The sequence below is a fragment of the Micropruina sp. genome (genome assembly GCF_047602385.1).
Taxonomy (GTDB): Bacteria; Actinomycetota; Actinomycetes; order Propionibacteriales; family Propionibacteriaceae; genus Micropruina.
The window spans coordinates 369,868-393,560 of sequence record NZ_JASGHL010000005.1 but is presented as its reverse complement, the minus strand read 5'-3'; the positions used below and the strand labels follow the sequence as shown (position 1 = coordinate 393,560).

At 70.2% G+C, this 23,693-nt stretch carries 25 protein-coding genes; 11 read left to right on the top strand and 14 right to left on the bottom strand.

Annotated elements, in window-relative coordinates:
• Positions 1-77 precede the first annotated feature (77 nt).
• Entirely contained in the window at positions 78-560 is a 483-nt protein-coding gene (locus QM711_RS17365) for a YqhA family protein (protein ID WP_415101636.1), read from the bottom strand.
• Positions 561-660: 100 nt separating this feature from the next.
• On the opposite strand from QM711_RS17365, the gene QM711_RS17360 reads away from it, so the two are divergent.
• Positions 661-1,209, top strand: coding sequence for a YbaK/EbsC family protein (locus tag QM711_RS17360; protein ID WP_415101634.1), 549 nt, complete (start codon positions 661-663; stop codon positions 1,207-1,209).
• Between the two features lie 105 nt (positions 1,210-1,314).
• Here QM711_RS17360 and QM711_RS17355 read toward each other — a convergent pair whose 3' ends face one another.
• From QM711_RS17355 to QM711_RS17345, 3 genes are all read right to left on the bottom strand, one after another.
• The gene (locus tag QM711_RS17355) at positions 1,315-2,361 is read right to left on the bottom strand and encodes a threonine aldolase family protein (RefSeq protein WP_415101632.1); all 1,047 of its coding nucleotides are present in this window, start codon (positions 2,359-2,361) and stop codon (positions 1,315-1,317) included.
• Between the two features lie 182 nt (positions 2,362-2,543).
• Positions 2,544-3,116, bottom strand: a complete 573-nt coding sequence (locus QM711_RS17350; RefSeq protein WP_415101630.1) for an SDR family NAD(P)-dependent oxidoreductase — start codon at positions 3,114-3,116, stop codon at positions 2,544-2,546.
• Positions 3,116-4,492, bottom strand: coding sequence for a DUF6421 family protein (locus QM711_RS17345; protein WP_415101628.1), 1,377 nt, complete (start codon positions 4,490-4,492; stop codon positions 3,116-3,118). Before QM711_RS17345 ends, QM711_RS17350 begins: the two co-directional genes overlap by 1 nt.
• A gap of 282 nt (positions 4,493-4,774) precedes the next feature.
• Between QM711_RS17345 and QM711_RS17340 the strand changes: the two genes are divergently transcribed.
• Positions 4,775-5,308: a peptidase gene (locus QM711_RS17340; protein ID WP_415101626.1), complete on the top strand. Its 534-nt coding sequence runs from the start codon at positions 4,775-4,777 to the stop codon at positions 5,306-5,308.
• Between the two features lie 20 nt (positions 5,309-5,328).
• The gene (locus tag QM711_RS17335; RefSeq protein ID WP_415101624.1) at positions 5,329-6,546 is read left to right on the top strand and encodes an ROK family transcriptional regulator; all 1,218 of its coding nucleotides are present in this window, start codon (positions 5,329-5,331) and stop codon (positions 6,544-6,546) included.
• Positions 6,547-6,558: 12 nt separating this feature from the next.
• Here QM711_RS17335 and QM711_RS17330 read toward each other — a convergent pair whose 3' ends face one another.
• From QM711_RS17330 to QM711_RS17320, 3 genes are read right to left on the bottom strand one after another with little or no spacing between them, the layout of a single operon-like run.
• Complete coding sequence (locus QM711_RS17330) at positions 6,559-7,533, bottom strand: aldose epimerase family protein (protein ID WP_415101622.1); 975 nt, start codon at positions 7,531-7,533, stop codon at positions 6,559-6,561.
• 11 nt (positions 7,534-7,544) lie between these two features.
• Entirely contained in the window at positions 7,545-8,372 is an 828-nt protein-coding gene (locus tag QM711_RS17325) for a type II CAAX prenyl endopeptidase Rce1 family protein (protein WP_415101620.1), read from the bottom strand.
• A 35-nt stretch (positions 8,373-8,407) separates the two neighbouring features.
• On the bottom strand, positions 8,408-8,866 hold the full coding sequence (locus tag QM711_RS17320; protein ID WP_415101618.1) for a YdeI/OmpD-associated family protein: 459 nt from the start codon (positions 8,864-8,866) through the stop codon (positions 8,408-8,410).
• Between the two features lie 46 nt (positions 8,867-8,912).
• Here QM711_RS17320 and QM711_RS17315 point away from each other — a divergent pair, with 46 nt between their 5' ends.
• Entirely contained in the window at positions 8,913-11,402 is a 2,490-nt protein-coding gene (locus QM711_RS17315; RefSeq protein WP_415101616.1) for an ATP-dependent DNA ligase, read from the top strand.
• Between the two features lie 78 nt (positions 11,403-11,480).
• Here QM711_RS17315 and QM711_RS17310 read toward each other — a convergent pair whose 3' ends face one another.
• Positions 11,481-12,095, bottom strand: coding sequence for a DUF664 domain-containing protein (locus QM711_RS17310; protein WP_415101614.1), 615 nt, complete (start codon positions 12,093-12,095; stop codon positions 11,481-11,483).
• A gap of 97 nt (positions 12,096-12,192) precedes the next feature.
• Between QM711_RS17310 and QM711_RS17305 the strand changes: the two genes are divergently transcribed.
• The gene (locus tag QM711_RS17305; RefSeq protein ID WP_415101612.1) at positions 12,193-13,188 is read left to right on the top strand and encodes a helix-turn-helix transcriptional regulator; all 996 of its coding nucleotides are present in this window, start codon (positions 12,193-12,195) and stop codon (positions 13,186-13,188) included.
• A 265-nt stretch (positions 13,189-13,453) separates the two neighbouring features.
• Positions 13,454-13,921 (top strand): AAA family ATPase, encoded by a 468-nt coding sequence (locus QM711_RS17300; protein ID WP_415101610.1) that lies wholly within the window; start codon positions 13,454-13,456, stop codon positions 13,919-13,921.
• On the opposite strand, the gene QM711_RS17295 is transcribed toward QM711_RS17300, so the two are convergent.
• Both QM711_RS17295 and QM711_RS17290 read right to left on the bottom strand, forming a co-directional pair.
• Complete coding sequence (locus tag QM711_RS17295) at positions 13,922-14,353, bottom strand: VOC family protein (RefSeq protein WP_415101608.1); 432 nt, start codon at positions 14,351-14,353, stop codon at positions 13,922-13,924.
• A gap of 31 nt (positions 14,354-14,384) precedes the next feature.
• Entirely contained in the window at positions 14,385-14,885 is a 501-nt protein-coding gene (locus QM711_RS17290; RefSeq protein WP_415101606.1) for a DinB family protein, read from the bottom strand.
• A gap of 114 nt (positions 14,886-14,999) precedes the next feature.
• Between QM711_RS17290 and QM711_RS17285 the strand changes: the two genes are divergently transcribed.
• The 4 genes from QM711_RS17285 (at position 15,000) to QM711_RS17270 (ending at position 18,073) form a co-directional block, all read left to right on the top strand.
• Positions 15,000-15,653: a TetR/AcrR family transcriptional regulator gene (locus QM711_RS17285; RefSeq protein WP_415101604.1), complete on the top strand. Its 654-nt coding sequence runs from the start codon at positions 15,000-15,002 to the stop codon at positions 15,651-15,653.
• 40 nt (positions 15,654-15,693) lie between these two features.
• Positions 15,694-15,987, top strand: a complete 294-nt coding sequence (locus tag QM711_RS17280; protein WP_415101602.1) for a DUF1905 domain-containing protein — start codon at positions 15,694-15,696, stop codon at positions 15,985-15,987.
• Between the two features lie 155 nt (positions 15,988-16,142).
• Positions 16,143-17,609: an AlkA N-terminal domain-containing protein gene (locus QM711_RS17275; protein WP_415101600.1), complete on the top strand. Its 1,467-nt coding sequence runs from the start codon at positions 16,143-16,145 to the stop codon at positions 17,607-17,609.
• Positions 17,606-18,073, top strand: coding sequence for a methylated-DNA--[protein]-cysteine S-methyltransferase (locus QM711_RS17270; protein WP_415101598.1), 468 nt, complete (start codon positions 17,606-17,608; stop codon positions 18,071-18,073). The genes QM711_RS17275 and QM711_RS17270 overlap by 4 nt, the downstream gene beginning before the upstream one ends.
• Positions 18,074-18,092: 19 nt before the next feature.
• Here the strand turns inward: QM711_RS17270 and QM711_RS17265 are convergent, their stop codons facing one another.
• Positions 18,093-18,707, bottom strand: a complete 615-nt coding sequence (locus tag QM711_RS17265; protein ID WP_415101596.1) for a TetR/AcrR family transcriptional regulator — start codon at positions 18,705-18,707, stop codon at positions 18,093-18,095.
• A 360-nt stretch (positions 18,708-19,067) separates the two neighbouring features.
• Between QM711_RS17265 and QM711_RS17260 the strand changes: the two genes are divergently transcribed.
• The gene (locus tag QM711_RS17260) at positions 19,068-19,460 is read left to right on the top strand and encodes a VOC family protein (protein ID WP_415101594.1); all 393 of its coding nucleotides are present in this window, start codon (positions 19,068-19,070) and stop codon (positions 19,458-19,460) included.
• 49 nt (positions 19,461-19,509) lie between these two features.
• Here the strand turns inward: QM711_RS17260 and QM711_RS17255 are convergent, their stop codons facing one another.
• The 3 genes from QM711_RS17255 to QM711_RS17245 form a co-directional block, all read right to left on the bottom strand.
• Entirely contained in the window at positions 19,510-21,333 is a 1,824-nt protein-coding gene (locus tag QM711_RS17255) for a hypothetical protein (RefSeq protein ID WP_415101592.1), read from the bottom strand.
• Positions 21,334-21,591: 258 nt separating this feature from the next.
• Positions 21,592-22,980 (bottom strand): tryptophan-rich sensory protein, encoded by a 1,389-nt coding sequence (locus QM711_RS17250; RefSeq protein WP_415101590.1) that lies wholly within the window; start codon positions 22,978-22,980, stop codon positions 21,592-21,594.
• 1 nt (position 22,981) lies between these two features.
• Positions 22,982-23,689 carry a CPBP family intramembrane glutamic endopeptidase gene (locus QM711_RS17245; RefSeq protein WP_415101588.1) on the bottom strand — a complete coding sequence of 236 codons (708 nt, stop codon included), beginning with the start codon at positions 23,687-23,689 and terminating at the stop codon, positions 22,982-22,984.
• Between the last annotated feature and the right edge of the window lie 4 nt (positions 23,690-23,693).

Sequence of the window (23,693 nt, the reverse complement as noted above, 5' to 3'; positions counted from 1 at the left end):
GGCCGAGCACCGGGTAGGCCTCGGCGAGGGCGCGATGGTCAATCGTCATGCGGACCAGTCTGGCCGACCAGGCCGGCTCAGTGTTTGGCGCGCAGGAACAGCGACAGGGCCGCGGTGACCGCGGCGATGCCGCCGCCGAGGTACAGCAGGTTGAGCGCGTCGTCGCCGTGCAGCGCGCGACCGAGGAAGAACACGCCCAGCACGACGACCACGACGCCGATCAGCTGGGACTTCAGGTCGTCGAGGGAGTGGAACACCAGCCACGCGGGCAGTCCGGGGATCTCGTCGATGAACAGTTCGTAGAGCCCGATCGCGATGATGAAGAGCACGACCGCGAGCAGGAAGACGTCGGCGATCTCGACGAAGGCGATCACGAAGTCCTTCGCCTCGGGATGCCCGCCGAAGGCACTGAGGATCGTCTGGCCCACCTCGATGGCGCCGACGACGGTGAGCGTCACCGCGCCGAGCAGCATGCCCAGCGCCGGGATCAGGACGACGAACCGGGTCAGCGAGAAGCCTCCGGGGCGACGCGCGGGTCGATTCGGCGAGGTTTCGGGCATCCGGCCTCCAAAGCATCGGGGGATCCCGACGCTATCGCCATGCGGGCGCCGGCGTCGCCCGGTTCGGCGCGCGTCCAGAGGCTCCCTCGACTGGTGCAGGATGGACGCCATGTCTGATGTCTTCGGCACTCTCGACGCCGTACCGGCGGCTGACCGCCCGGACCTGCTGGCCGCACCCGTCCGAGCGGCGATCCGGCTGATCCCCTCGGCCCTGGTCGCCGAGATCGATCCTGCCTATGCCGACACCGAGAATCTGTGCGCGCATTACGGCGTCCCGATGGACGCTTCCGCGAACGCGGTGATCGTCCGCGGCACCCGGGCCGGCGTCGATTCGCATGCCTGCTGCATGACGCTGGCGCACCGCCGGGTGGACGTGAACAATGTCGTGCGGCGACGGCTGAACGCCCGCAAGGCATCGTTTGCGCCGATGGATTTCGCGGTCGAGGCGACGGGTATGGAGTACGGCGGGATCAATCCGGTCGGCTTGCCGGCCGACTGGCCGATCTGGGTGGACGGCGCGGTCGCCGACCGGGACTGGGTGTGCATCGGCTCCGGCGTCCGGCACTCGAAGCTGTTCATCCCCGTGTCCGGACTGCTCGGGCTGCCCGGTGCCGAACGGGTGGACGACCTGGCCCGCGACATCGGCTGAGGTACTCACCCCCCGCCGCCGACCTCGAAAACCCCTCCCTAACTACCTGTGCCCTCCCACCTGCGGGAGGGCACAGGTAGTTAGGGAGGGGTTTACCGGCGGCGGCTAGCTGGCGGACGCGTCCCGGATCAGGGCGGCGAAGGCGTCCACGTCGTCCTCGGTGGTGTCGAAGGAGCACATCCAGCGCACCTCGCGGGCGGCGGCGTCCCAGTCGTAGAAGAAGAACTCCGAACGGACGGCGTCTGCGACCCCCTCGGGCAACCGGACAAAGACCCCGTTGGCTTGGGTGGGCTGGGAGAAGTCCACCCCGGGGATGTCCGCCACGGCGGCGCGCAGCCGGCCGGCCATCGCATTGGCGTGGGCGGCATTGCGGTGCCACAGGTCACCGTCGTACAGCGCGACCAGTTGGGCCGAGACGAACCGCATCTTGCTGGCCAGCTGCATGTGGGTCTTGCGCAGGTAGGTCAGCCCGGCGCAGGTGTCCGGGTTGAGGACGATGACGGCCTCGGCCCCCATCGCACCGTTCTTGGTGCCGCCCAGGCTGAGCACGTCGACACCGGCCTCGGTGGTGAAGGCGGCGAAGCCGACGCCGAGCGCGGCGGCCGCGTTGCTCAGCCGGGCGCCGTCCAGGTGCACAGTCATGCCGAGGGAGTGGGCGTGGTCGGCGATGGCCCGGATCTCGTCCGGGGTGTACAGGGTGCCCAGCTCGGTGGACTGGGTGATCGAGACGGCCAGCGGCTGCGCGCGGTGCTCATCGCCGAACCCGCGGGCCTCGGTGTCGATCAACCCGGGCGTGAGCTTGCCGTCAGAAGTGGGGATCGAATACAGCTTCAGCCCCGCCATCTTCTCGGGGGCGCCACCTTCGTCCACGTTGATATGAGCGCTCTGCGCGCACACCACCGCACCCCACCGCGGCAGCATGCTCTGCAGCGCGGTGACATTGGCGCCGGTGCCGTTGAATACCGGGAACGTCTCGGCTCGCTCGCCGAAGTGTCCACGGAGGACATCGTTCAGCCTGGCGGTGTAGACGTCGCCGCCGTAGGAACTCTGGTGGCCGCCGTTGGCTTGGGCGATCGCCTCCAGCACGTCGGGATGGACGCCGGAATAGTTGTCGCTGGCGAAACCCCGGCGTCCGGGATCGTGGAGTTGCACCGAGTCATCCTTCCATGTCGATGTCGAACTCGTTCGCTCAGGGGCTCGCGGTGGCAGGGGTCTCGACAGGCTCGACCACCGGCTGGTGGGGTCTCGACGAGCTCGACCACCGGCTCGTGGGGTCTCGACAGGCTCGACCACCGGCTCGTGGGGTCTCGACAGGCTCGACCAGCGGCGATCCGTCAGTCCCAGAGGGCGGCCAGCCGGGCGCCCAGTTCGGTGACATGCGTCTGCCGGCTGAAGTCCTTGTCGGGGGACTCTTCGATGTCACGGTCCGAATACAGCGCCAGCACCCGCTCGATGTGTACCCGCCCGGCCCCCTTCTTCAGCGCGTCGCCGACCGCCAGCAGCCAGGTCTCCGCGGCCGCCTTGGCAGCCAGGTAGTTGGCGTTGCCGGCGGTCGGTTTCGCGACCCCGGTCTGGGACACGATCGCGAACACCCCGGCCGGCGACGCGGCGAGGGCGTCCAGGAACGCCCGGGTGGTGTTCCGCAGGGTGCCGACGATCATGGTCTGCAGCCAGTCCCAGTCCTGGTCGCTCTGCCCGGCCAGGCCACCGCCGCCGCGCCAGCCGCCGACCAGGTGGATCACCCCGTCGACGGCACCGAGCTCGGCGGCCAGCGCCTGAACCGCCGCGAAGTCGCGCAGGTCGCACTGTTCAGGCCCGACCTCGATCACTTCGTGACCCCGCTCGCGCAGTGCGGACGCCGTGGCGGCGCCGGCCAGGCTGCCCGCGCCGGCGATCACCACTCGCATCAGTCCGCCGTCCCGGTGATGCCCGAGGTGGAGGCGATGACGTCGCGCATCTTCTTCTCGAACGCCTCGTAGAACATGCTCAGCGGGAACTCGTCGTCCATCACCTTGTCGGTCAGCTCACGCGGCAGTCCGGTCAGCGGCAGGTCCCCGGCCTTCCAGGCGGAGGCGGGATGCGGCTCGACGGTGCCCGACACCAGCTCGTAGGCGGCCAGCCAGTGGCTGATCTTGGGTCGGTCGATCGAACGCCAGTACAGGTTCTCGATCGCGGCGCCGAGCTCGTTGACGCAGTCCGGGACGCGGTCCCACTCGAAGGCCAGCTGGGTGTCGGTCCAGTGCAGGACGCGGTGCTGATGCAGCCAGGCGAACAACAGCTGCCCGCCCAGACCGTCGTAGTTGCGGACCCGGTTGCCGGTGATCGCGAACCGGAAGATCCGGTCGAAGATCACGCAGTACTGGACCAGCCGGGCGTGGTGGGCGAGTTCGAGGTCGTCGGTGGTCGGTTCGGCCAGCGCGGCGATCCGGCGGTCGATGGCGACCGACTCGCGGAAAGCGGTCAGGTCGCAGCGCAGCTCTTCCAGCGAGTACAGGAAGAACGGCATCCGCTGCTTGATCATGAACGGGTCGAACGGCAGGTCGCCGCGCATGTGGGTGCGGTCGTGGATCAGGTCCCACATCACGAAGGTCTGCTCGGTCAGCGTCTGGTCGTCGAGCAGTTCGGCGGCCTCGGCCGGAAGTTCGAGCTTGGTGACGTCCACCGCAGCGCGCAGCACCCGGCGGAACCGGGCCGCCTCGCGATCGGCGAAGATCGCTCCCCAGGTGAAGGTCGGGATCTGCCGCATCGCCACGGTTTCGGGGAACAGCACCGCCGAGTTGGTGTCGTAGCCGGCGGTGAAGTCGAGGAAGCGGATCGGTACGAACAGCTTGTTGCTGTAGTCGCCGGCCTCCAGCTCGGCGACGAAGTCGGGCCAGATCACCTGGACCAGGACGGCCTCGACCAGCCGGCTGCGGGAGCCGTTCTGGGTGTACATCGGGAACACCACCAGATGGGTGAGCCCGTCGACGCGGTTCCGTTGCGGCTGGAACTCGATCAGCGAGTCGTAGAAGTCGGGCTGGCCGAAGCCCTCGGCGGCCCAGCGCCGGAAGTCGTCCCGGACGGCGTCCAGATAGGACGCGTCGTGCGGGAAGTGTGGCGCCAGTTCTGCGATCCCGCCGACCAGGTCCTCCACCAGGGTGCGGGCGTCGTCGTGCCGCGCGGCGTCCTCGATGGATCCATCGGGGGCCTGCACAGTTTGTAACGATGCGGCGGCGGCCTTGATCCTGAGCCACGCCGGGTGGCGGGTGAGTTCCGAGACTTCGATGGTTGCGACGGTGGTCATAAGAGATTCTCACATGATGGACAGGAGAAACGCCAGCATCGTTTCACAGAGTGCAAAGTTGCCGGTCGGATGATGGAAAACGGCAATCAAAGCAGTAAAAAGTCCTGTCGACGGTCAGCCAGAACCGTCCGCCCGCGAGTATCAGGGCCAGCTCGCCGTCCTCCTTCCTCCATACCGCACTCCCGGGCGAGGGCGGGGGTTAGCACTCGGGGGGTCTTGTCTGCCAACACCCTCGTGCCGCACGATGACGCCACCAGGAAGGCCCGCGAACAGGAGGTTGACATGCTGGAACACGACAACCTGTCGGTCGAGGTGTCGCCGATGCAGGCTCAGGGGCTGCTGAGCGGCTTCCTGGTCTCGGGCCGCTGGCCCGAGAGCACCGTCGAGTGGGCCCGGTTCTTGCTGCTCGCGGTACGGATGGCGGGCGTCCCCGGCCTGCTGCAGACCAGCACCGTCTTCCGGGTCCGTGAGGAACTGCCCGACTCACCGCTGCCCGGGGCCGTCGGCGTCGTCCTCGCCGAGGGTCCGGTGCTCGGTGAGCGCGCCGTGCTGCCCGGACAGTTCGCGAGTCACCAGCCGCCGGGGCTGATCGTGCTGCACCCGCCGCACGAGATCCGCCCGTCGCTGCCCGAGCAGGACGACGTGGCTGCCGGCTGCGTGCTGCTGCCCGGTATTCCGCACCTGGGACTCGAGCACCGCGCCGCCTGGGTCGAGGCCGACCGCCGCGGCAATATCGCCAGGATGGTGAGCAGGGCCGGTTTCGACCCCAATGAGGACGCCGACACGGCCGTTCTGGCAATGTTCCTGGCTGCATAACAACGGTTTAGCCTTGCGGCATGGCGGGGTCGCGTAACATCCCAGGCGTGCAGGGAGTGCCGCGGCCCGGACCTGGCTCGCCGCGATCGCTGCGGCAGGCCAATCGCCGTCGCGTGCTGTCCGCGCTCGCGCGCGACGGCGTGCTCTCTCAGGCCGACCTGTCCCGGGCCACCGGGCTGGCGGCGTCCACGGTGTCCGGGCTGGTCCACGAACTGGCCGCCGACGGCGAACTCACCCTCGAGCGCCAGTCCGCCGGCCGTGGGACGCAGTTGGTGCGACTGGCGGTGCCCCCGGGGGTGGTCGTCGGCCTCGACAACGGACGCCAGCACCTGGCCGTCGCCGTGGCCGACCTGAATGGCGAACTGCTCGCCGACGAGCGGATGCGGATCTCCGCCGGTCTCAGCGCAGTCGAGTCGATGGCCGAGCTCGATCGGCTGGTCGACCGGGTGTTGAGCGCGGCCGGCAAACAGCGTGCGGACGTTCGCTGCGGCGCGCTGGCGCTGCCCGCCCCGGTCGACATCAGTTCGGGACGCGTCGGCTCGATGGAGATCGAGCCGCGCTGGAGCGGTATCGACCCGGCCGCTCTCGCCCGCGACGTCCTCGGCTTCGATGTCAGCGTGCACAACGACACCAACGTCGGCGCCATCGGCGAGGCCCGCCGCGGGGCCGGACGTGGGGCGAACCACTTCGCCTACATCTGGATCTCCGAGGGTCTCGGGGCCGGGCTGATGCTCAACAACTCGCTGTATGCCGGGGTGACCGGGATCGCCGGCGAACTCGGCCACACCCTGCAGCGCGCCGAGACCGGAGCGCTCTGCCGCTGCGGGAACCGCGGTTGCCTCGAGACCGTGGTGTCGACGCCGGCGGTGATCCGGCTGCTGGAGGCACAGCTGGGTCCGATCTCGAGCTTCGACGAGGTGCTGGAACGGGTCAAGGCCGGCGACGCGCTGTGCCGGCGGGTGCTGGCCCAGACCGGACGCCACATCGGGGTGGCGGTGACCAACCTGGTGAATCTGCTCAACCCGCAGCGGGTGATCATCGGTGGCGAGTTGAGCACCGCCGGCGACGTGCTGCTCAAACCGATCGGCGAGATGATCCACCAGTACGCGATTCCCAGCGCGGCCGCGCGGGTGGAGGTGGTCCGATCCGAGCTGGGCAAGCGTTCCGAGGTGATCGGCGCGGCGATGATGGCGCTGGCCGACAACGGCGTCCGGGTTGCGAGCGTCGAGGCTTCCTGATCGGCCGGGGACTCAGTCCCGCGCCCGGCGGAAACGCCACACCGTGGTGGTGCGTTGGGTCTCACCCGGACGAACGATCGAATCCGGGAACTCCGGGTGGTTCGGGGCGTCCGGGAAGTTCTGGGTCTCCAGCGCGACCCCGGCGCGTGACCCGTATTCCCTGGTCAGCCCGGGAACGCCGGCCATCCCGTCGGCGGTGAACACCTGCACGCCGGGCTGGTCGCTGAGCACGTCGATGGCCAGGTCGGACGCCGCCAGCGTGGCATGCGGACGCAGGGTGCCGGCTTCGCCGTCCACCACGAAGCAGGTGTCCAGCGGTGCGACATCGGCTACTCGGCGGGGGCGCCGCAGGTCGGCGGCCAGCCGCCGTCCGGTCGGGACCAGGCGGTCGTCCACCTCCAGGCATTGGTCGGTGTGCACCGTCAGCAGCAGTTCATCGGACGACCCGGTCGCCTCGCCGGCCGGGTTCAGGTAGGCGTGATTGGTCAGGTTGATCGGGGTCGGGGCGGTGCTGGTGGCGGTGTACTCGATCCGCAGCTCGTCCGGAGTCAGGGTGTAGCGGACCCGGACCGACACCTCGCCGGGGAAGCCCTGGTCGCCGTCCGGACTGGTCAGCGCAAACTCCACGGTGCCCGGACCGGTGTCGCTGATCCCCCAGGACCGGCGGCCGAAGCCGTCCGGGCCGCCGTGCAGGGTGTTTCCGCCCTCGTTGGACGGCAGTGCGTACTCAGTGCCGTCCAGGGTGAAGCGCGCCCCGCCGATCCGGTTGGCGAATCGGCCGATGGTCAGCCCGAGGCCGAACAGCGTGTCGGCATGGTCGGCGGCGTTCGGGTGGGCGAGGACGACGTCGCGGCCGTCGACGATCACCCGGTACACGGCGGCCCCGATGGTGAGCAGATCGACGATCAAGCCGCCGGCTTCGAGCCGGACGCGTTCGTCGCCGGCGCCGATTTCGTGCCGGGTGGGCAGCGCTTGGGTCGAGGTCACGGGGATTCCTTTCAGGTCAGGAAGATGGTCGGCCAACTCGGATTGTGCCCGTGGATGAGCACCCCGAACACGACCAGGTCGAACAACAGATGGACGGTGATCACGTAGGCCAGATTCTTCGTCAGCTGGAAGATGGCGCCCTGGACCAGCGCGAACGGGATGGTCAGCAGCGGCCCCCAGGCCTGGTAGCCGAGTTCCCACAGGAACGCCACGAAGATCATCGCTTGCAGAACATTGGCCTGCCACAAGGGGAAATGCCGGCGGTAGAGGGTGAAGACGGTGCAGATGAAGAACAACTCGTCCCAGATGCCGACGGCGTTGACCCCGACGAACAGCCGGGCGATCTCGTCCGGGGCATGGATCGCCGGCCAGTTGCGGTAGACGCCGGTGCTCAGGAAGTACCACGGCAGAATCAGGTAGCCGGCGACGATCACCACCACCAGATAGCTCCACTGCGCCCGGTTCCACCGCCAGCCGCCCCACGGGAAGCGCACCGGCTCGCGGCGAAACACCCACCGGACGAGCGCGTACGGCACCAGCAGCGCACCGGTCAGCACCAGGGTGAATCGGACCATGCCCGCATCGGAGAGGTCGGCCGACAGATCGGACAGGCTCAGGACGACGATGCCGGACGCCACCGCGGTCAGGTCGGGCAGCAAGCCTTCGGAGAGCCAGGTGAAGTCACACAGCCAGGCGGTGAACAGCCCGCAGCCGAGCAGGAAGTAGCCGAGCAGGTGGCCGGAGAAGACCAGCAGGAAGATCGCGGCCAGTCCCAGCAGCACCGCCGGCACCGCTGCCCAGGTGGAGTCCCGGACGAACTCCCGGTCGCGGCGCCGCATGGCACGAGTCTTCCATGCGGTCCGGCGGTGCCGGGTCAGGACCGCCGCTTACCCTCCCGCAGCAGCCGGAGGGTCTCCTCGAGGCGGCGCTGCCGGGTGTCTGCCCGCTTGGCGTCGGAGACCCAGAGGGCGAACTCCTTGCGTGCGGTGTAGGGCAGCTGCTCGAAGAAGGCGGACGCCGCGGCGTCCGTCGCCAAGGCTGCCGCCAGCTCGTCGGGCACGTCCACCTCGCGCGGGGCGTCGTCCACGGTGATGGTGGCTTCAAGCAGCTCGCCGAGTTCGACGCCGAGGGCGGCCCGGGTCGCCTTGCTCATCCCGATCATGTTCTCGCCACCCATCACGGCCAGCCGGATCGCGGCCTCCCGCTCGCCGACCCGGACCCGGACGGCCGCCCGCTTGCCGCCGCCCAGCTCGGCCACCTCGTCGTCGGTCAGGATCAGGGCGCCGGCCGGCCCACGCGGCTCCAGTGTCCGGACGATTCGCAGTGTTCCCATCCGCACACCCTGCCAGAGCCCACCGACAGGCTGCGAGACTGACCCCATGGCGCAGCCGGCACAGCACATCGAGGTCGATGGCCGCCTGGTCAAGGTGACCAATCTCGACAAGGTGCTTTACCCCCAAACGGGTACCACCAAGGGCGAGGTGATCGCCTACTACCAGGCCGTCGCACCGGTGTTCCTGCCGCACGCGCGAGCGCGTCCGGCGACGCGGAAGCGCTGGCCGAACGGCGTGGGCACCCCGCAGCATCCGCAGCGCCCGTTCTTCCACAAGAACCTGGAGCCCAAGTCGACGCCCGAATGGGTACGCACGTTCACCATCGCGCACAGTGAGGGCGACAACACCTACCCGCTGATCGACGACGCCGCGACGCTGGTCTGGCTGGCCCAGCTGGCCGCGCTCGAACTGCATGTGCCGCAATGGACCGTGCGCGACGAGCAGCCGCAGCCGCCGAACCGGCTGGTGATCGACCTCGACCCCGGTGAGGGCGCCGGCCTGGAGAAGTGCGTGGAGGTCGCGCAGCTGCTGCGCGAGGTGCTGGACGGCGTCGGCTTCCCCTCGGTGCCGGTGACCAGCGGCAGCAAGGGCATTCACCTCTACGCGGCGCTGGACGGCTCGATGTCGTCGGACGAGGCGTCCGGCTGGGCCCGCGAGCTGGCCCGGTCGCTGGAGGCGATGCACCCGAATCTCGTGGTCAGCGACATGAAGAAGGCGCTGCGCTCGGGCAAGGTGCTGCTGGACTGGAGCCAGAACAACGCGGCCAAGACCACCATCGCGCCCTATTCGCTGCGCGGACGGGAGCAGCCGAGCGTCGCGGCGCCGCGGACCTGGGACGAACTCGACGCCGGCCTGCGCCAGCTGGATTTCCATGAGGTGCTGGAGCGGATCGCCGACCTCGGCGACCCGATGGCGGCATTGGACGGGGTCCCGGACGGCTCCACCAGCGACGTCGCTCCCGACCGGCTGAGCACCTACCGCTCGATGCGGGACGCGAACCGGACGCCCGAACCGGTGCCTGAGGCGGCGCCACAACCGCGTCCGGAAGGCAACTCGTTCGTCATCCAGGAGCATCACGCGCGCCGGCTGCACTACGACTTCCGACTCGAGCACGACGGCGTGCTGGTGTCCTGGGCGATCCCCAAGGGTCCGCCCACCGACCAGGCGGTCAACCATCTCGCGGTGCAGACCGAGGACCATCCGCTGGAGTACGGCAGCTTCGAGGGCGACATCCCGCGCGGTGAGTACGGCGGCGGGCACGTCCGGATCTGGGACGCGGGCACCTTCGAGGCCGAGAAGTGGCGCGCCGGCAAAGAGGTGATCGCCACCCTCACCGGCCGTCCGGACGGCGGTCTGGGCGGGGAGCCGCGCCGGTTTGCGCTGCTGCACACCCGGATGGGCGGCGAGGAGAAGAACTGGTTGATCCACCTGATGGCGCCGGCGGCCGATCCTGCGGCGGCTGAGCCTGCCGACGACGGGGTCTCGACAAGCTCGACCAGCGAGGAGGTCTCGTCCAGCGATGGGGGCTCGACCAGCGAGGGGGGCTCGACCGGCGCCGGAGGCTCGACCAGCGAGACGGACTCGACCAGCGGTGCCTCCGAGTTGCCGTCGATCTCGCCGATGCTGGCCAGCGCGGGGACGGCCGCGGACGTCCGCGGAGAGGGCTGGGTCTTCGAGGTGAAGTGGGACGGCTACCGCGCGGTCGCCGCGGTCACCGCCGGCGGGGTCACGTTGACCAGCCGGCGCGGACTCGACCTGACCCGCGAGTTCCCCGAACTGGCCGAGCTGGGCCGGCTGCTCACCGGCCACGACGCGGTTCTGGACGGCGAGGTGGTGCTGCTCGACGATGCCGGCCGGTCCAGCTTCGAGCGGCTGCAGAACCGGGCGCTGCACCGCGGTGAGGCGCACTACCTGGCCTTCGACCTGCTGCACCTCGACGGCCGGTCGCTGCTGCATGAGCCGTACAGCGAACGCCGGCGGCAGCTGGCCGACCTGATCGGCGACGGCACCACCCGGATCCAGCTCAGTACCCAACTCGGCACCGATGCCGACGAGGCACTGGCGATCAGCGCCGAACTGGGCCTGGAAGGCGTGGTCGGCAAGCGGGCCGACAGCATCTATCAGCCCGGACGCCGGGCGCACACCTGGGTGAAGATCAAGCACGTCCTCACCCAGGAGGTGGTGATCATCGGCTGGTTGCCCGGCGAGAATGCCCGGGCCCGCACCATCGGTGCGCTGCTGATGGCCGTCCCGGACGGCGACCGGCTGAGCTACGTCGGACGCGTCGGCTCCGGCTTCAGCGACAAGAGCCTGGTGGACACCAAGCTCGTGCTCTCCGAGATCGAGACGCCGTCGACCCCGGTCGAGGACGTCCCGGCCGTCGAACGCAAGACCGCCCACTGGGTGGAACCGGTCCTGGTCGGCGAGGTCAGCTACGGGGTCTGGACCCAGGCCGGACGGCTCCGGATGCCCGTCTGGCGCGGCTGGCGTCCGGACCGGACCCCGGAGGACATCAGCCAGCCCGACGAGCACTGAAGCAAACGGCTGGACGTTGGCAGAACCGGACGCCGGTGGCCACCGGCGGTTGTCGACTGAACGACCGGCGGTGGCGTCTCACTGCTGGTCGGCGGCTGCCCACTTGCTGTCGGTCCACTCGCCATCGCCCCAGGCCGGCCACGGCTGGCCATCGGCCAACGCGTTCAACTCGTAGGAGCCCTTGCCGTCGATGCTCTCGCGGATGATGTCGGCGTGGCCGGCGTGCCGGGCGGTCTCGGTCGCGATGTGCAGCAGCACCCAGCGCACCTGCCAATGGGTCAGATCCGCCGGGAACCACGGCGCCTGCGGCACCGGGACCAACCCGTCGAGCGGGATCTCGCCGGCTTTGATCCGGTCGAGAAGAGCGCCGAACCCGGCCGCCCGGCGATCGAAATCGGCGAGCAGCTGTTCGCCGGAGTGAGTCTCGACCGATTCAGTCTCGCCTTGGGTGATGCCCCGGGCATAGTCGGCGGACCCGCCCACCGAGGCCTCGATGCCGACTCCGTACTGTTCGGCGACCAGGCCGACGTGGTCCACCAGGGTGGCCAGGGTGAACTCGCTGACCGTGGAACGCTGGTGCCACTGGTCGTCGGTCAGGCCGTGAGTGGTGCTGCGGACCTGCGCCAGCTGGTTGCGGACGAAGCTGCCGATCACGCCGGCTTCGCCGTGTGCGTTCGGAGTGAGGAATGCCATCTGAGTGCTCCTGGTGAGGTGTGCGGGTTGCTGACATTCCTAGTGTTTCGGCTGAATAGGACAGTATCTGTCCTGTTGGGCGTGGGATCCTGGGGAGGTGTCCACCGATACCACCGAACGTGCCCTGCGGTTACTCGGACGGCTCCAGGCCCGGCCCGGGTGGACGGCCATCGAGCTCGCTGCCGACCTCGGCGTCACCAGCCGGACCGTGCGGCGCGACATCGACCGGCTCAGGCAACTCGGCTATGCGGTCGAGGCGGATCGTGGCAGCGCAGGGGGCTATCGGTTGGCCCGCGGCCGGGCGGTGCCGCCGCTGCTGTTCACCGAAGAAGAGGCGGTTGCCGTCGGCATCGGCTTGCAGCGCACCGCGGCGCTCGCCGACGGTACGGACGCTGAAGCGGCGGTTGGAGCATTGACCAAGCTGGACGCCGCGCTGCCGGGGCCACTGCGGGACCGGCTGCGGGATCTGCGCACCGCCGTCAGTCATACCGGCCCGGTCGGCGCGGCCCCGGTAGCACCTGAGGTGCTGACCCGGATTGCCGCCGCGATTCGCGCTCGGACCAGGCTGCGGTTCGACTACCCGCCGAGCCGCTCCGCCGCGGCGCTGGAGCAGCGCCGGGTGGAGCCGTACCGGCTGGTGGCCGCCGAGCGTGGCTGGTACCTGTCCGCCTTCGATCTCGACCGGGACGATTGGCGGCTGTTCCGGCTCGACCGGATGAGCGTGGTCAGCGCGTCCACCATGGGCTTCCGGCCGCGTGCCGACCCGCCCGACCCGGTGCAGCGGCTGAGGAACCGGCCGACCGGCGGCTACCCCTACCTGGTGGTCGTGCACATTCAGGCGCCGATCGAGCGGGTGGCTGAGCTGTTCGGCCCCTACCGCTCCCGGCTGACGCCGATCGACGAGCACACCACTGAGCTGCGGACCGGAGCCGCCCGGGCCGAGTACGTGCCTGGATGGCTGGCCGACCTCGGCCTGCCGTACACGGTGATCGGCGACGACGCCGTGCGGGCGGCGTTCGCAGCCACCGCGGAAAGGATGCTGGCCGCGCTGCAGGTGGGCTCGGCCACCCCGTCCGGTCGAGGCGCCGGCTGAGCGGTGCGGCGCGAACGCGTGCCGGATCCGTACTCCGCGGATCACCAGGTAACGAAGTGCTGCTCATCGTCGGTCGAGCCTGTCGAGGCCTCTTCCGCAACGGGTTCGGCAAGCTCAACCAGCGAACCCGCACTGATTCGCGCGTCGGAAAGGCCGGTCGCAGCGACACCGAGCCCGGCCGGGAACTCCGTCCTTGCCGTGGCCTGCGTGGTCCATCCGCGTGCGCCGCGTGCGGCACCGTCTCCGGCGCTCATAGGCTGGCCGCATGCCGAAGGTCACCTTGCTGTGCGGACCCGCCGGAGCGGGCAAGACTAGCTATGCCCGCAAGCTCGAACAGCGCGGCGCCGTCCGGCTGTCGATGGACGAGGCGGTATGGGACGACGGCTGGCGGCAGGACGAACCACCCCAGGAACGGCTCGACGAGCTCTATGCCGGCCTTCGGCAGACCTTCGACCGTGCGCTCGCCGACGGCTCGGACGTGGTGGTGGACCTGTCGTTGGCCGACCGGTCGGTGCGCGACGAGTGGCGCCGGCTGGCCGGCGCCGCCGGCGTGAGCGCTGAGCTGCTGGTGTTCACCGCACCCTTCGAGGTTCTCTGGCAGCGGGTGAAGCGACGCAACGACGAGGAGCACGCCAACGCCGTCCGGCTCACCGAGTCGCGGTTACGGCTCTACGTGGACGGCTTCGACTGGCCGGCCGCCGACGAGGGCGCCCAGGTGATCAACACCGGGTGATCAGCCCTGCTGCTGCGACCAGCCTTCGGGCACGGACACGTTGAACATCCATTCGATGCCGTACTTGTCCTTGAGTAGGCCGTAGACATCGCCCCAGACCTGCTTCTCCAGGGCCTGGCCCACGCTGCCGTCGGCGGCCAGCGCGTCGAACCAGCCCTGCATGGTCGGCAGGTCGTCGCCGAAGAACGAGCAGTAGATACGGGTGCCGCCCCAACTCTGCTCGGCGCCGGGGAAGGCGTCCGACGCCATGATGGTGAGGCTCTTGTTGACCTCGAGCTGCCCGTGCATAAGCCCCTCCGCCGGCATGTCGGGCATGCCGAACTCGGCGAATCCCCACAGCTGCAGGTCGCCACCGAAGATGCCCTGGTAGTAGGTCATCGCCTCGCGGCCGTTGCCGGGGAAGTTCAGGTACGGGCTCAGTGAGATGGCCATGATGTGCACTCCTTATCGGTTGGTTGGGTTGTCAGACGACGATGTACTGCCGGCCGTCGATCAGTTCGCGGACGGCGTCGAGCTGGCCGGCGTGAGTGGCGGTCTCGACCAGGACGTGGACGACGACGCTGCGCAGGTCGGGGAAGGACAGCCCCGCCGCCGGCCACCAGTCCTCGGGACTGTGCGGCGGAGCGTCGAGCGGGGTGGTCTCGATCAGCGTGTCGGCGAAGGCCGCGGCGGCCCGGTAGTCGGCCAGCACCTGCTCGGCGGACTCGCCGTCGCCGACCCGCCAGTCGGCGTTGTCGCCTTCGGGCCAGAAATCGAGCGGCCCGCCGGCCATCACCACCTCGAACCAGTACCGCTCGTCGGACAGGGTCAGGTGACGCACCAGCCCGAGACAGCTCCACCCCGAGGGCAGCACCGGCCGGCGCAGCGCGGCGTCGTCGAGGCCGTCGAGCTGGTCGACGATGTGGCGTCGCTGGCCGCGCAGGCGACTCAGCAGCAGGTCACGCTCGGCGTCGTCCAAGGTCATGGGTGCAGCCTGGCAGGCGTCGCCGACACTTTGCCTGGCCGAGCCGCAGGTCGCATCCGGTCCCCTAATGTTGACGCCGTGAACATCTGTCCTGGGACACGGTAGGGCGCTGCGATGTCAGAGACAACCCCCGGTCGGCCCTATCACCATGGCCAGCTACGGTCCGCGCTGGTCAGCGCCGGCTACCAGCTCGCGCTGGAGCACGGACCTGAGGCGGTCACCCTGCGAGCGGTGACCCGGCGGGTCGGGGTCAGCCCAACCGCCGCCTACCGACATCTTCGGGGGATCGAAGAGCTGCGGTTCGCGGTGGGGCTCCGGGCGCTGCGGGAACTCGCCTGCAGCATCGAGGCCGACCAGTCCCGGGTCAGCGAGACCCTCGGTGTGGCCCGCGCCCGGGCGCTGCTGGAGGCGGTCGGGACGGGCTACCTGGTCTTCGCGCTCGATCACCCCCGTGCTTTCCAGATCGGGCTGGACGGGCTGGTGGGGATGGAGCACGCCGGGCTGCTGGAGGGTGCCGGGGACAGTGGCCGCACTCCGTTCCAACTGCTCACCGATGCGTTGCGCGGCCTCGCCGAGGTCGGCGCACTGCCGCCTGAGCGGGTCGAGCCGGCGGCGATCCAATGTTGGTCGAGCGTGCACGGCTTCGCGTCCCTGGCCATCCGCGGGCCGCTGCGGGGAACCCCGCGAGACATCCAGGACGTCCTCGCGCGGCAGCTGGTGAGCGATGTGGTGGACGGCGTGCTGGCGGCCGGACGCGTCCCCGGCTGAACAGCTTCGGCGGCGTCCGGATCGGTGGCAGACTGCCCCGATGGCGGAGTTCGATTTCAGCGGGGTGATCATCGAGTGGCGGGGCCCGGCGCCGTACCACTTCGTCGCCCTGCCGGACTGGGTGGCGGAGCAGATCGCCGTCGTGGCGCGTGCGGTCAGCTACGGCTGGGGAGTGATCCCGGTCGAGTCGACCATCGGCGACACCACCTGGACCACCTCGCTCTTCCCCCGCAACGGCGGCTACCTGCTTCCGGTCAAGGACGCGGTGCGCGCGGCCGAGCAGGTCGGGCTGGGCAGCACGGTCGGGATCACCCTGCGGCTGCGCGGCCTGTGACGCACGACACCCCAAGGCCCTCCCTAACTACCTGCGCCCTCCCACATGCGGGAGGGCACAGGTAGTTAGGGAGGGGTTTGCGCGGCCAGAGATACCCCGAGCGCGATGTCGCATTCCTGCTAGGCGATGTCGCTGAGGGCGACCATGATGGAGCCATGATTCCCGGTCGCGAGGTATGCCTGCGGGCCGTCGCCAGCCGCGACGCCCGGTTCGACGGCGAGTTCTTCACCGCCGTCCGCAGCACCGGCATCTACTGCCGGCCGAGTTGCCCGGCGGTCACGCCGCGTCCCGAGAACACCGCTTTCTACCCGAGCGCGGCCGCCGCCCAGGACGCCGGATTCCGGGCCTGCCGGCGTTGCCGTCCGGACGCCGTCCCCGGCTCGGCGGCCTGGGACGTCCGGGCCGACACGGTGGGACGGGCGATGCGGCTGATCGGCGACGGCCTGGTCGACCGCGAGGGCGTCACCGGCCTGGCCGACCGGCTCGGCTACTCGGTGCGGCAACTGCAGCGCACGGTGGCGGCCGAACTCGGGGCTTCGCCGCTGGCCCTGGCCAGGGCTCAGCGGGCGCACACCGCACGGGTGCTGCTGGAGACCACCGGGATGCGGCTCGGCGAGGTGGCGTTCGCGGCCGGCTTCGGATCGGTGCGGTCGTTCAACGACGCCGTCCGCGCCGCCTACCGGCTCACGCCGGGCGAACTGCGGGCCCGGCCCCGGCGCGACTCCCGGGCCGATCCGCGACTGGGGGCGATCCAGATCCGGCTGCCGTTCCGGCGTCCCTTCGAACCCTCCGGACTGTTCGGCCACCTGATCGCGACTGCCGTCCCCGGCGTGGAGGAGTGGCGTGACGGCGCTTATCGGCGCACCCTGGCGTTGCCGCACGGACCTGGCATCGTTGCCCTCGCACCGCGTCCGGATCACATCGCTGCGACGCTGTGGCTGGCCGATCCGCGGGATCTGACGCCGGCGATCGGCCGGTGCCGCCGGCTGCTCGACCTGGACGCCGACCCGGCCGCGGTCGACGACGCCCTCGGCGCCGACCCGGGCCTGGCCCCGCTGGTGGTGGCCGCTCCCGGACGCCGGGTGCCGCGCAGCGTCGACGGCGCCGAACTTGCACTGCGCGTGGTGCTCGGACAGCAGGTCTCGACCGCGGCCGCGCGCACCCAGACCGGACGCCTGGTGCAGCGACTCGGCCAGCCGATCAGCGACCCCGAGGGCGGGCTGACCCGCCTCTTCCCGCCGCCGGACGCCTTCGCCGCCCTCGCGCCGGACGAGATCCCCGGCCCGCGCTCCCGCGCCCAGACGCTCATCGGGCTGGCGACCGAACTGGCCGAGGGACGCCTCGACCTCGGCTCCGGGGCCGACCGGGCCGAGGCTCGCCGGGCGCTGGGTTCGCTGCGCGGCATCGGGCCGTGGACGATCGAGCTGGTGGCGATGCGGGCGCTGGGCGATCCGGACGCCTTCCCGGCGGCCGATCTCGGCGTCGTCCGGGCGGCGCAGGCCCGCGGCATCGCGGACCTGAGCACGGCGTCCGAGCGCTGGCGGCCCTGGCGCAGCTACGCCACCCAATACCTGTGGGCCACCCTCGACCATCCGATCAACCGACTGCCGGAGGCATCATGAACATCTCAACGCTGGACAGCCCGGTCGGCCCGATCTGGGTCGCCGTGGACGCCGCGGGCGCGGTCACCGCCGTCCATTTCGGCGTCCCGGAGGTCGTCGCCGAGGCTTCGCCGGCGTCCGAGGCGGCCGCGGCTCAGCTCCGCGAGTACTTCGCGGGCGAGCGGACCGAGTTCGAGCTGACCCTCGCCTCGACCGGCACCCCGTTCCAGCATCGGGTCTGGGATGCGCTGGTCGATATCCCCTTCGGCCGCACCGAGAGCTATGGCGCGCTGGCGGCCCGGATCGGCCAGCCGACGGCGTCCCGGGCGGTGGGCCTGGCCAACGGCCGCAACCCGATCGCCATCGTCGTGCCCTGCCACCGGGTGATCGGCGGAGCGGGGACGCTGACCGGCTATGCCGGAGGTCTTGAGCGGAAGCGCTGGCTGCTCGACCACGAGCGGCGCGACCAGCCCGTCCTGGCCTGAGCGGCGGACGACCGCGGCGTCAGACCGCTGACGCCAGCAGGGCCTGGCAATCGCGGCGGAGCCGGTCCGGCGCCCCGGCGTCACCCCGCAGATACCGGATCAGCTCGTTCTCGAACAGGCCGTCGACGATGGCATAGGCCAGGCCGGGAGCCAGCAGCGGCTGCCGTCCGGTCAACTCCGCGTAGCGCTGGACAATCGACCACACCATGGTCTGCAACAGGTCGTCGATCCGGACGATGGTGTCGCCGAAGCCCCGCCCGAACAGCGCCTGAACGCGCAGGTCGTACCAGAGCCGATGCGATCCGGCTTCGTCACGCAGCGTCGTCGCCATCGTGTTGGCCACCCGCTCGAGCAGTTCCGGGCCGTCGGTCGCGGTGGCCAGGATGTCGTCGTAGCGGCGCGCGCAGACCGACTTGAAGTACCACACCGCCTCGCCGACCAGATCGTCCTTGTCCTGGAAGTAGTAGTGCAGCGAGCCATGCGAGAGCGTCGAGTCGTGCGCGATCTCGCGCATGCCGGTACTGGCGAAGCCGTGCTCGGCGAGGGTGGCCAGCGCAGAACGCGCGAGCATCGCCCGGCGAGCGGCGAATTTGTCGGCATGGGATCGAGCGGCACGTGCAGCGGCTGTCGGCATCGGGCATAACTCCTTTCGCGGCAGGATCTTACCGCTACTCAGGAACGCGCGCAGGAAAACCTGGACAATTGTCCGAGAAAAACTTGACGACTGGCCAGGGTCGTGGTGAAGTAGTAGTAAGCAGTTCATCGGCCCCCCCGATCCGGTGAGCGAGCGAGTCTGACGCCGCGGAGTCCCCCCGATACCCGCGGTATCGGACCACGTGGTTTCGACCGGTTCCGGTCGTTCCGCATCGCAGTGCCCTGCGGAGCGGAGGGCGGGCGCGCTAGGGCGCCCGCCCTCTGTTCATCTCCGCAAGTTCGCGATTTCCCCGCAGATCCCGCTCCACTTCCGATGGCTGCGTGTGCGAGTCTTGGTGCCATGTCGCGAGTCGTCCACTTCGAGATCCACGCCGCCGACGTGCCGCGTGCGATCGACTTCTACACCGCTGTCTTCGGCTGGCAGGTCGAGGACTGGAGCGAGTACGCGGGTATGCCCTACTTCGGCGTGACCACCGGAGACGCCGAGCCGGGCATCAACGGCGCCATCATGCAGCGGCGCGGGCCCGATCCGGACCCCGCGGGCCCGGTCGCCGGCGCCGTGCTCACCGTGGGAGTCGCCGACTTCGATGCCGCCGCCGCCTCGATCGAGGCGTCCGGCGGAGTCCTGGCCGTGGCCAAGCACGCCCTTCCCGGGATGGCCTGGCAGGGATACTTCCACGATCCGGCGAACAACGTTTTCGGCGTGCACCAGCCCGATTCCGAAGCGCGCTAATCAGGTCGGTCCGGACGCCGCCGCAGCCGGTCGTCGCTGAACTGCGGACTCACTGCTCGGACGGCACCGAGGTCGCGCTCGTGGTGGGCGTCGAGGTCGCCGCGGCAGTGGGGGACGGGTCGGCGCTGCCGGCCGGCGAGGTCGCCTGCGGACGAGCCTCGGCCGTTGCCGGGGTCTGCGGCGAGCGGGCCTGTGCGGTCGAGCTTGTCTCGGTCTGGACGGTGCGCTGGCGTTCAGTGGTGGAGACGCTCGGCGAGGTCACACCGACGACCGACGAGCTGACGGTGTTGCCGGCCGGGTCGGAAACCGTGACCTGGTACTCGAGGCTCGACAGGTCGCAGCCGGCGGCGCCGGCGTCCACGAACGACATCGACGAGCGCTTCCAGAACGGCACCGACACGGTCCGGGTGTCGATCACCACGCCGTTGCGACTGAGCCGGTAGGTGAGCCTCATGTCGTCGCGGTCCCAGAGTTGATTCCAGCTGAGCGCCACGGCTCCATCGGACCGGGCGGCGGTGGAGAGGGTAAGGGTTTCGCCCTCGCCGGGCGCGACCTTATTGGGTGCCACACTGCCGACCGCCATCCGCACCAGGCCCTGCTGCGGGGTGCCGTTGACCCGCGGGAACTCGCCGCCCAGGGCGAGGTAGGTGCCGTTGCCGACCACCGACCAGGCGCCCTGGCTCATCCCGGTGTAGGTGCCCGAGGCGATCCGCGGGAACCAGTTGAGGATCGCCGGGGCCGGCTTGCCCTGGAAGTTGGTGTAGGTCTTCACCGACGTCTGACCGTTCTTGGCGACCGTACCGGCGGCGGACTTGGTGACCGCCATCGCGGGGTACCAGGCCGTCCGCGGCTTGGTGTCGGGGAATCCGCCGATGTTCGCGCAGTAGTGCGCGTGCCCCACGCTGTAGATGACGTCGCCGATCGGCGCCACGCCGTAGACATCGCCATGACAGTCCTGGAGCCAGCGCAGCGTTCCGTCCTTGCTGGAGGCGGCGTAGACGCCCTCGAAGTTGCCCGTCCCGTAGGTGTAGCCGGTGCCGTAGACGGTGCTTCCGTCGGTGGCCAGGCTGAGGATGGCGGAGGCAACTCCGCCGTTCTTCACGACCTTGTTGACCTTCCAGGTCTTGGTCTTTCCGGTCGTCGGGCTGAGCGCGCCAGAGCCGGACGCCGTCGAGGAGTTCAGCTTGGTGAACGCGCCGCCCACGACCAGGAGCTTGCTCTTCGACGTCAGGACCAGCGCATTGACGGTGGAATTGGCCTTCGGCCTCCAGCTCGTGAGTTTGCCCGAACTCGCACTGATCGCGGCGAGCCGCCCGCGCTGTTGCCCGTTGACGGCAGAGAACGTCCCGCCCGCATAGATCGTCTTGGAGTTCACCGCGAATGCCTTGACCGAATTGTTGAATGACGGATTCTGCGCCATCAACGCGCCGGTGGCGGGATCCAGGGCAGCGAAGTGCCCGCGCGGCGTGCCGCCCACCATGGTGAAGTCGCCACCGACATAGAGCGTCTTGTTGTTGCTGCTGACCGCCAGGGCCTTCACCGCACCATTGATTGCCCCCGGCACGAAGGTGGTGACGAGTTCGCCGGTGGTGATGTCGTAGGCAAGCAGATTGCGGCGCGGAACCTCGTCGGTGCCGGCCGGAGCGCCTGCCGGACGTGCCGACGTGAACTCTCCACCGGCGTAGACCACGTTGCCGATCATCACTTGCGTCCACACCACGCCATTGATCTGAACGGTCGGCAACGCGTCCGCGGTCACCATTTTGGTCGTCCGGTCGCGAGTGGACGGCACGGCGGCCTCGGCCGACGGGGCGACCGGAGCGGTCACCAGCAGCAGGGCGCACGCCAGCAGCGCGGCGACGCGCCGTCCCACGGGCAGCCTGGATTGTTTCCGCCATAGGCGACGTCGAACCATTTGTGTCATTCCCCCCGAAAAGTGGCCCGAACGCAGCAACCCCGCCGCAGAGCCAGTCCCCCCGAACTTGCTTCTCCCGCTTGCAGCGTAGCTCAAACCTCGTGGACCCGGGCGGGGGTTTCCACGGCTCACGCTCAAGATATGTCGCAGTTTGGCTCAAGAATCGCTCAAGAAGCGCAATTCGGCCGAGATCGACGAAACGCCGGGCCCTGCAGGTCAGTGGCGCCGATTCCTTGCCGCCACAGCCGCACTGAGCACCGTGGCGAACCCGCACCAGGCCGCGTAGACGCCCAGCGCCACTGCCTTGCCCGGACCGTGCGGAGCGGCCCGCCGGGCCAGGTCGGCACTGCTCAGCGCCAGCAGCCCGGCCACGGCGGTCGCCGCGACCGGGGCATGGCCGCGGAAGAACACTCCGCTCCAGGACGCGTTCAGCGCCAGATTCGCCGCCAGCGCGCGCTGGAACTCCTCGGCCTCTTCGTCCCGGCCGGTCTCCCGGGCGTCCGCGATGGTGGCGGTCGCAGCCACGGTGATCAGCGCGTACAGCGTGGACCAGACCGGTGCGAAGGCGGCGGCCGGCGGCTGGAAGGACGGCTTGCGCAGCCGCCGGTACCACCGGCTGCCGGGGTCGGTGAGCAGCCCGCCGGTCACCGCGGTGGCGGCGACCGCGGCTGCCACGGTGGCCAGGGTGCGGCTCCACAGCTGCGGATCGTAGTCGGCCAGCGCCCGCCGGACCGCCTCGTCGAACCCGGTTGGGCCGCCCGGGGGCTCACCCAGGATCTGCTCGGCGTCGAACTCGTGCCGGACGGCGTCGTGCAGCAGCGAGCCGACCAGCGGCCGGGCGATGCCCGAGGCGACCGGGGTGACCAGCCCGACCCAGTGGCTGGCTAGCGCCGGGGTCAGCACCGGCACGGTGACGACCAGCCGCGGCCGCAGCCCGGCCAGCGCGGCGTAGCGCTGCATGGTGGTGCGATAGCTGAAGACCTCCGGGCCGCCCAGGTCGAAGGTCCGGTTCACGTCCGCGGGCAGTTCGGCGGCGCGCTGCAGATAGTGCAGCACGTCGTCCACGGCGATCGGCTGGATCTGGTTCTCCAGCCACTTCGGCGCCACCATCGCCGGCAGCCGCTCGGTCAGGTGCCGCAACATGTCGAAGGACGCCGAGCCGGCGCCCAGCACCACGCCGGCCTGCAGCACCGCCGCCGGAACCGCACCACCCAGCAGGATCTCGCCCACTTCGACCCGGGACGCCAGGTGCTGGGAGAGCTCGCCCTCGGGGTGCAGGCCGGAGAGATAGACGATCCGGCCCACCCGAGCCTCCTCGGCGCGGGCCGCGAACCGGGTCGCGAGTTCCCGGTCGCGGGATACGAAATCGCCGTGGCCGTCCATCGAGTGCAGCAGGTAGTAGGCCACGTCGACGCCGTCCAGCGCCGCGGCCAGCGCGTCGTCGGAATCGGCGTCACCCTGGCAGACCTCGACCCGCTCGGCCCACTCCGGCGGTAGCCGGGACGGGTCGCGGGACAGCACCCGGACGTCGTGGCCGGCCGCCAGCAGCCGCGGGACCAGCCGCGCGCCGATGTAGCCGCTCGCGCCGGTGACCAGGATCTTCACATCAACTCCCGATGTCCAGGGCCCAGGGCAGGGCCGTCAGCATGCCCAGTGACCACGTTAGGTGGGTCACGATCGGCCCCGATACACCCCCCGTGGCGCGACGCTGCAGTCCGGTGAGCGCGCCGAGTGCGACTGCGGCCAGCACCAGCAGCGGCACCCCGGACGCCGCGGTCGCCAGCGCGTAGACCGTCGTGCTGCCGGCCAGCCGCCATCGTCGCGGCAGCGCCGCGAAGACCGCGCCGCGGAAGAACACCTCCTCGGCCACTCCGTTCAGCGCGGTGATCGCGGCGACCACCGGCAGCGACCCGAACCGGGCGTGGGCGAGCAGGGCGTCCACCGGCCCGCGCAGCCAGTCGATCCGGCCGACCAGCAGGGCGCCGGCCAGGAAGACGGCCAGCAGCGCACCGCCCAGGATCAACCCTTGCAGCACGGCCCGGCTGGTGCCCCCGCCACGGGTCCGGCCGTGGCCCAGCCGCAGTGGTCCGGACGCCAGGGCGCCGGCCAGCCAGATCGCCGCGATGCTCAGCGTCGCCGGGTAGAACAGCGGATCCCCGGGTCGGATGGTCAGCGCCCAGCCCAGGGTCAGCGCTCCGGCCAGCAGGGTGATCGCGGTGACGATCCGGCGGCGGCGGGTGGTGGCCTCCGGCTCGTCGGCGGGTTCGAGCAGGCTGGCCCGCAGGAAGGCGCGGAGTTCGGCAAGGATCGGCATCGTC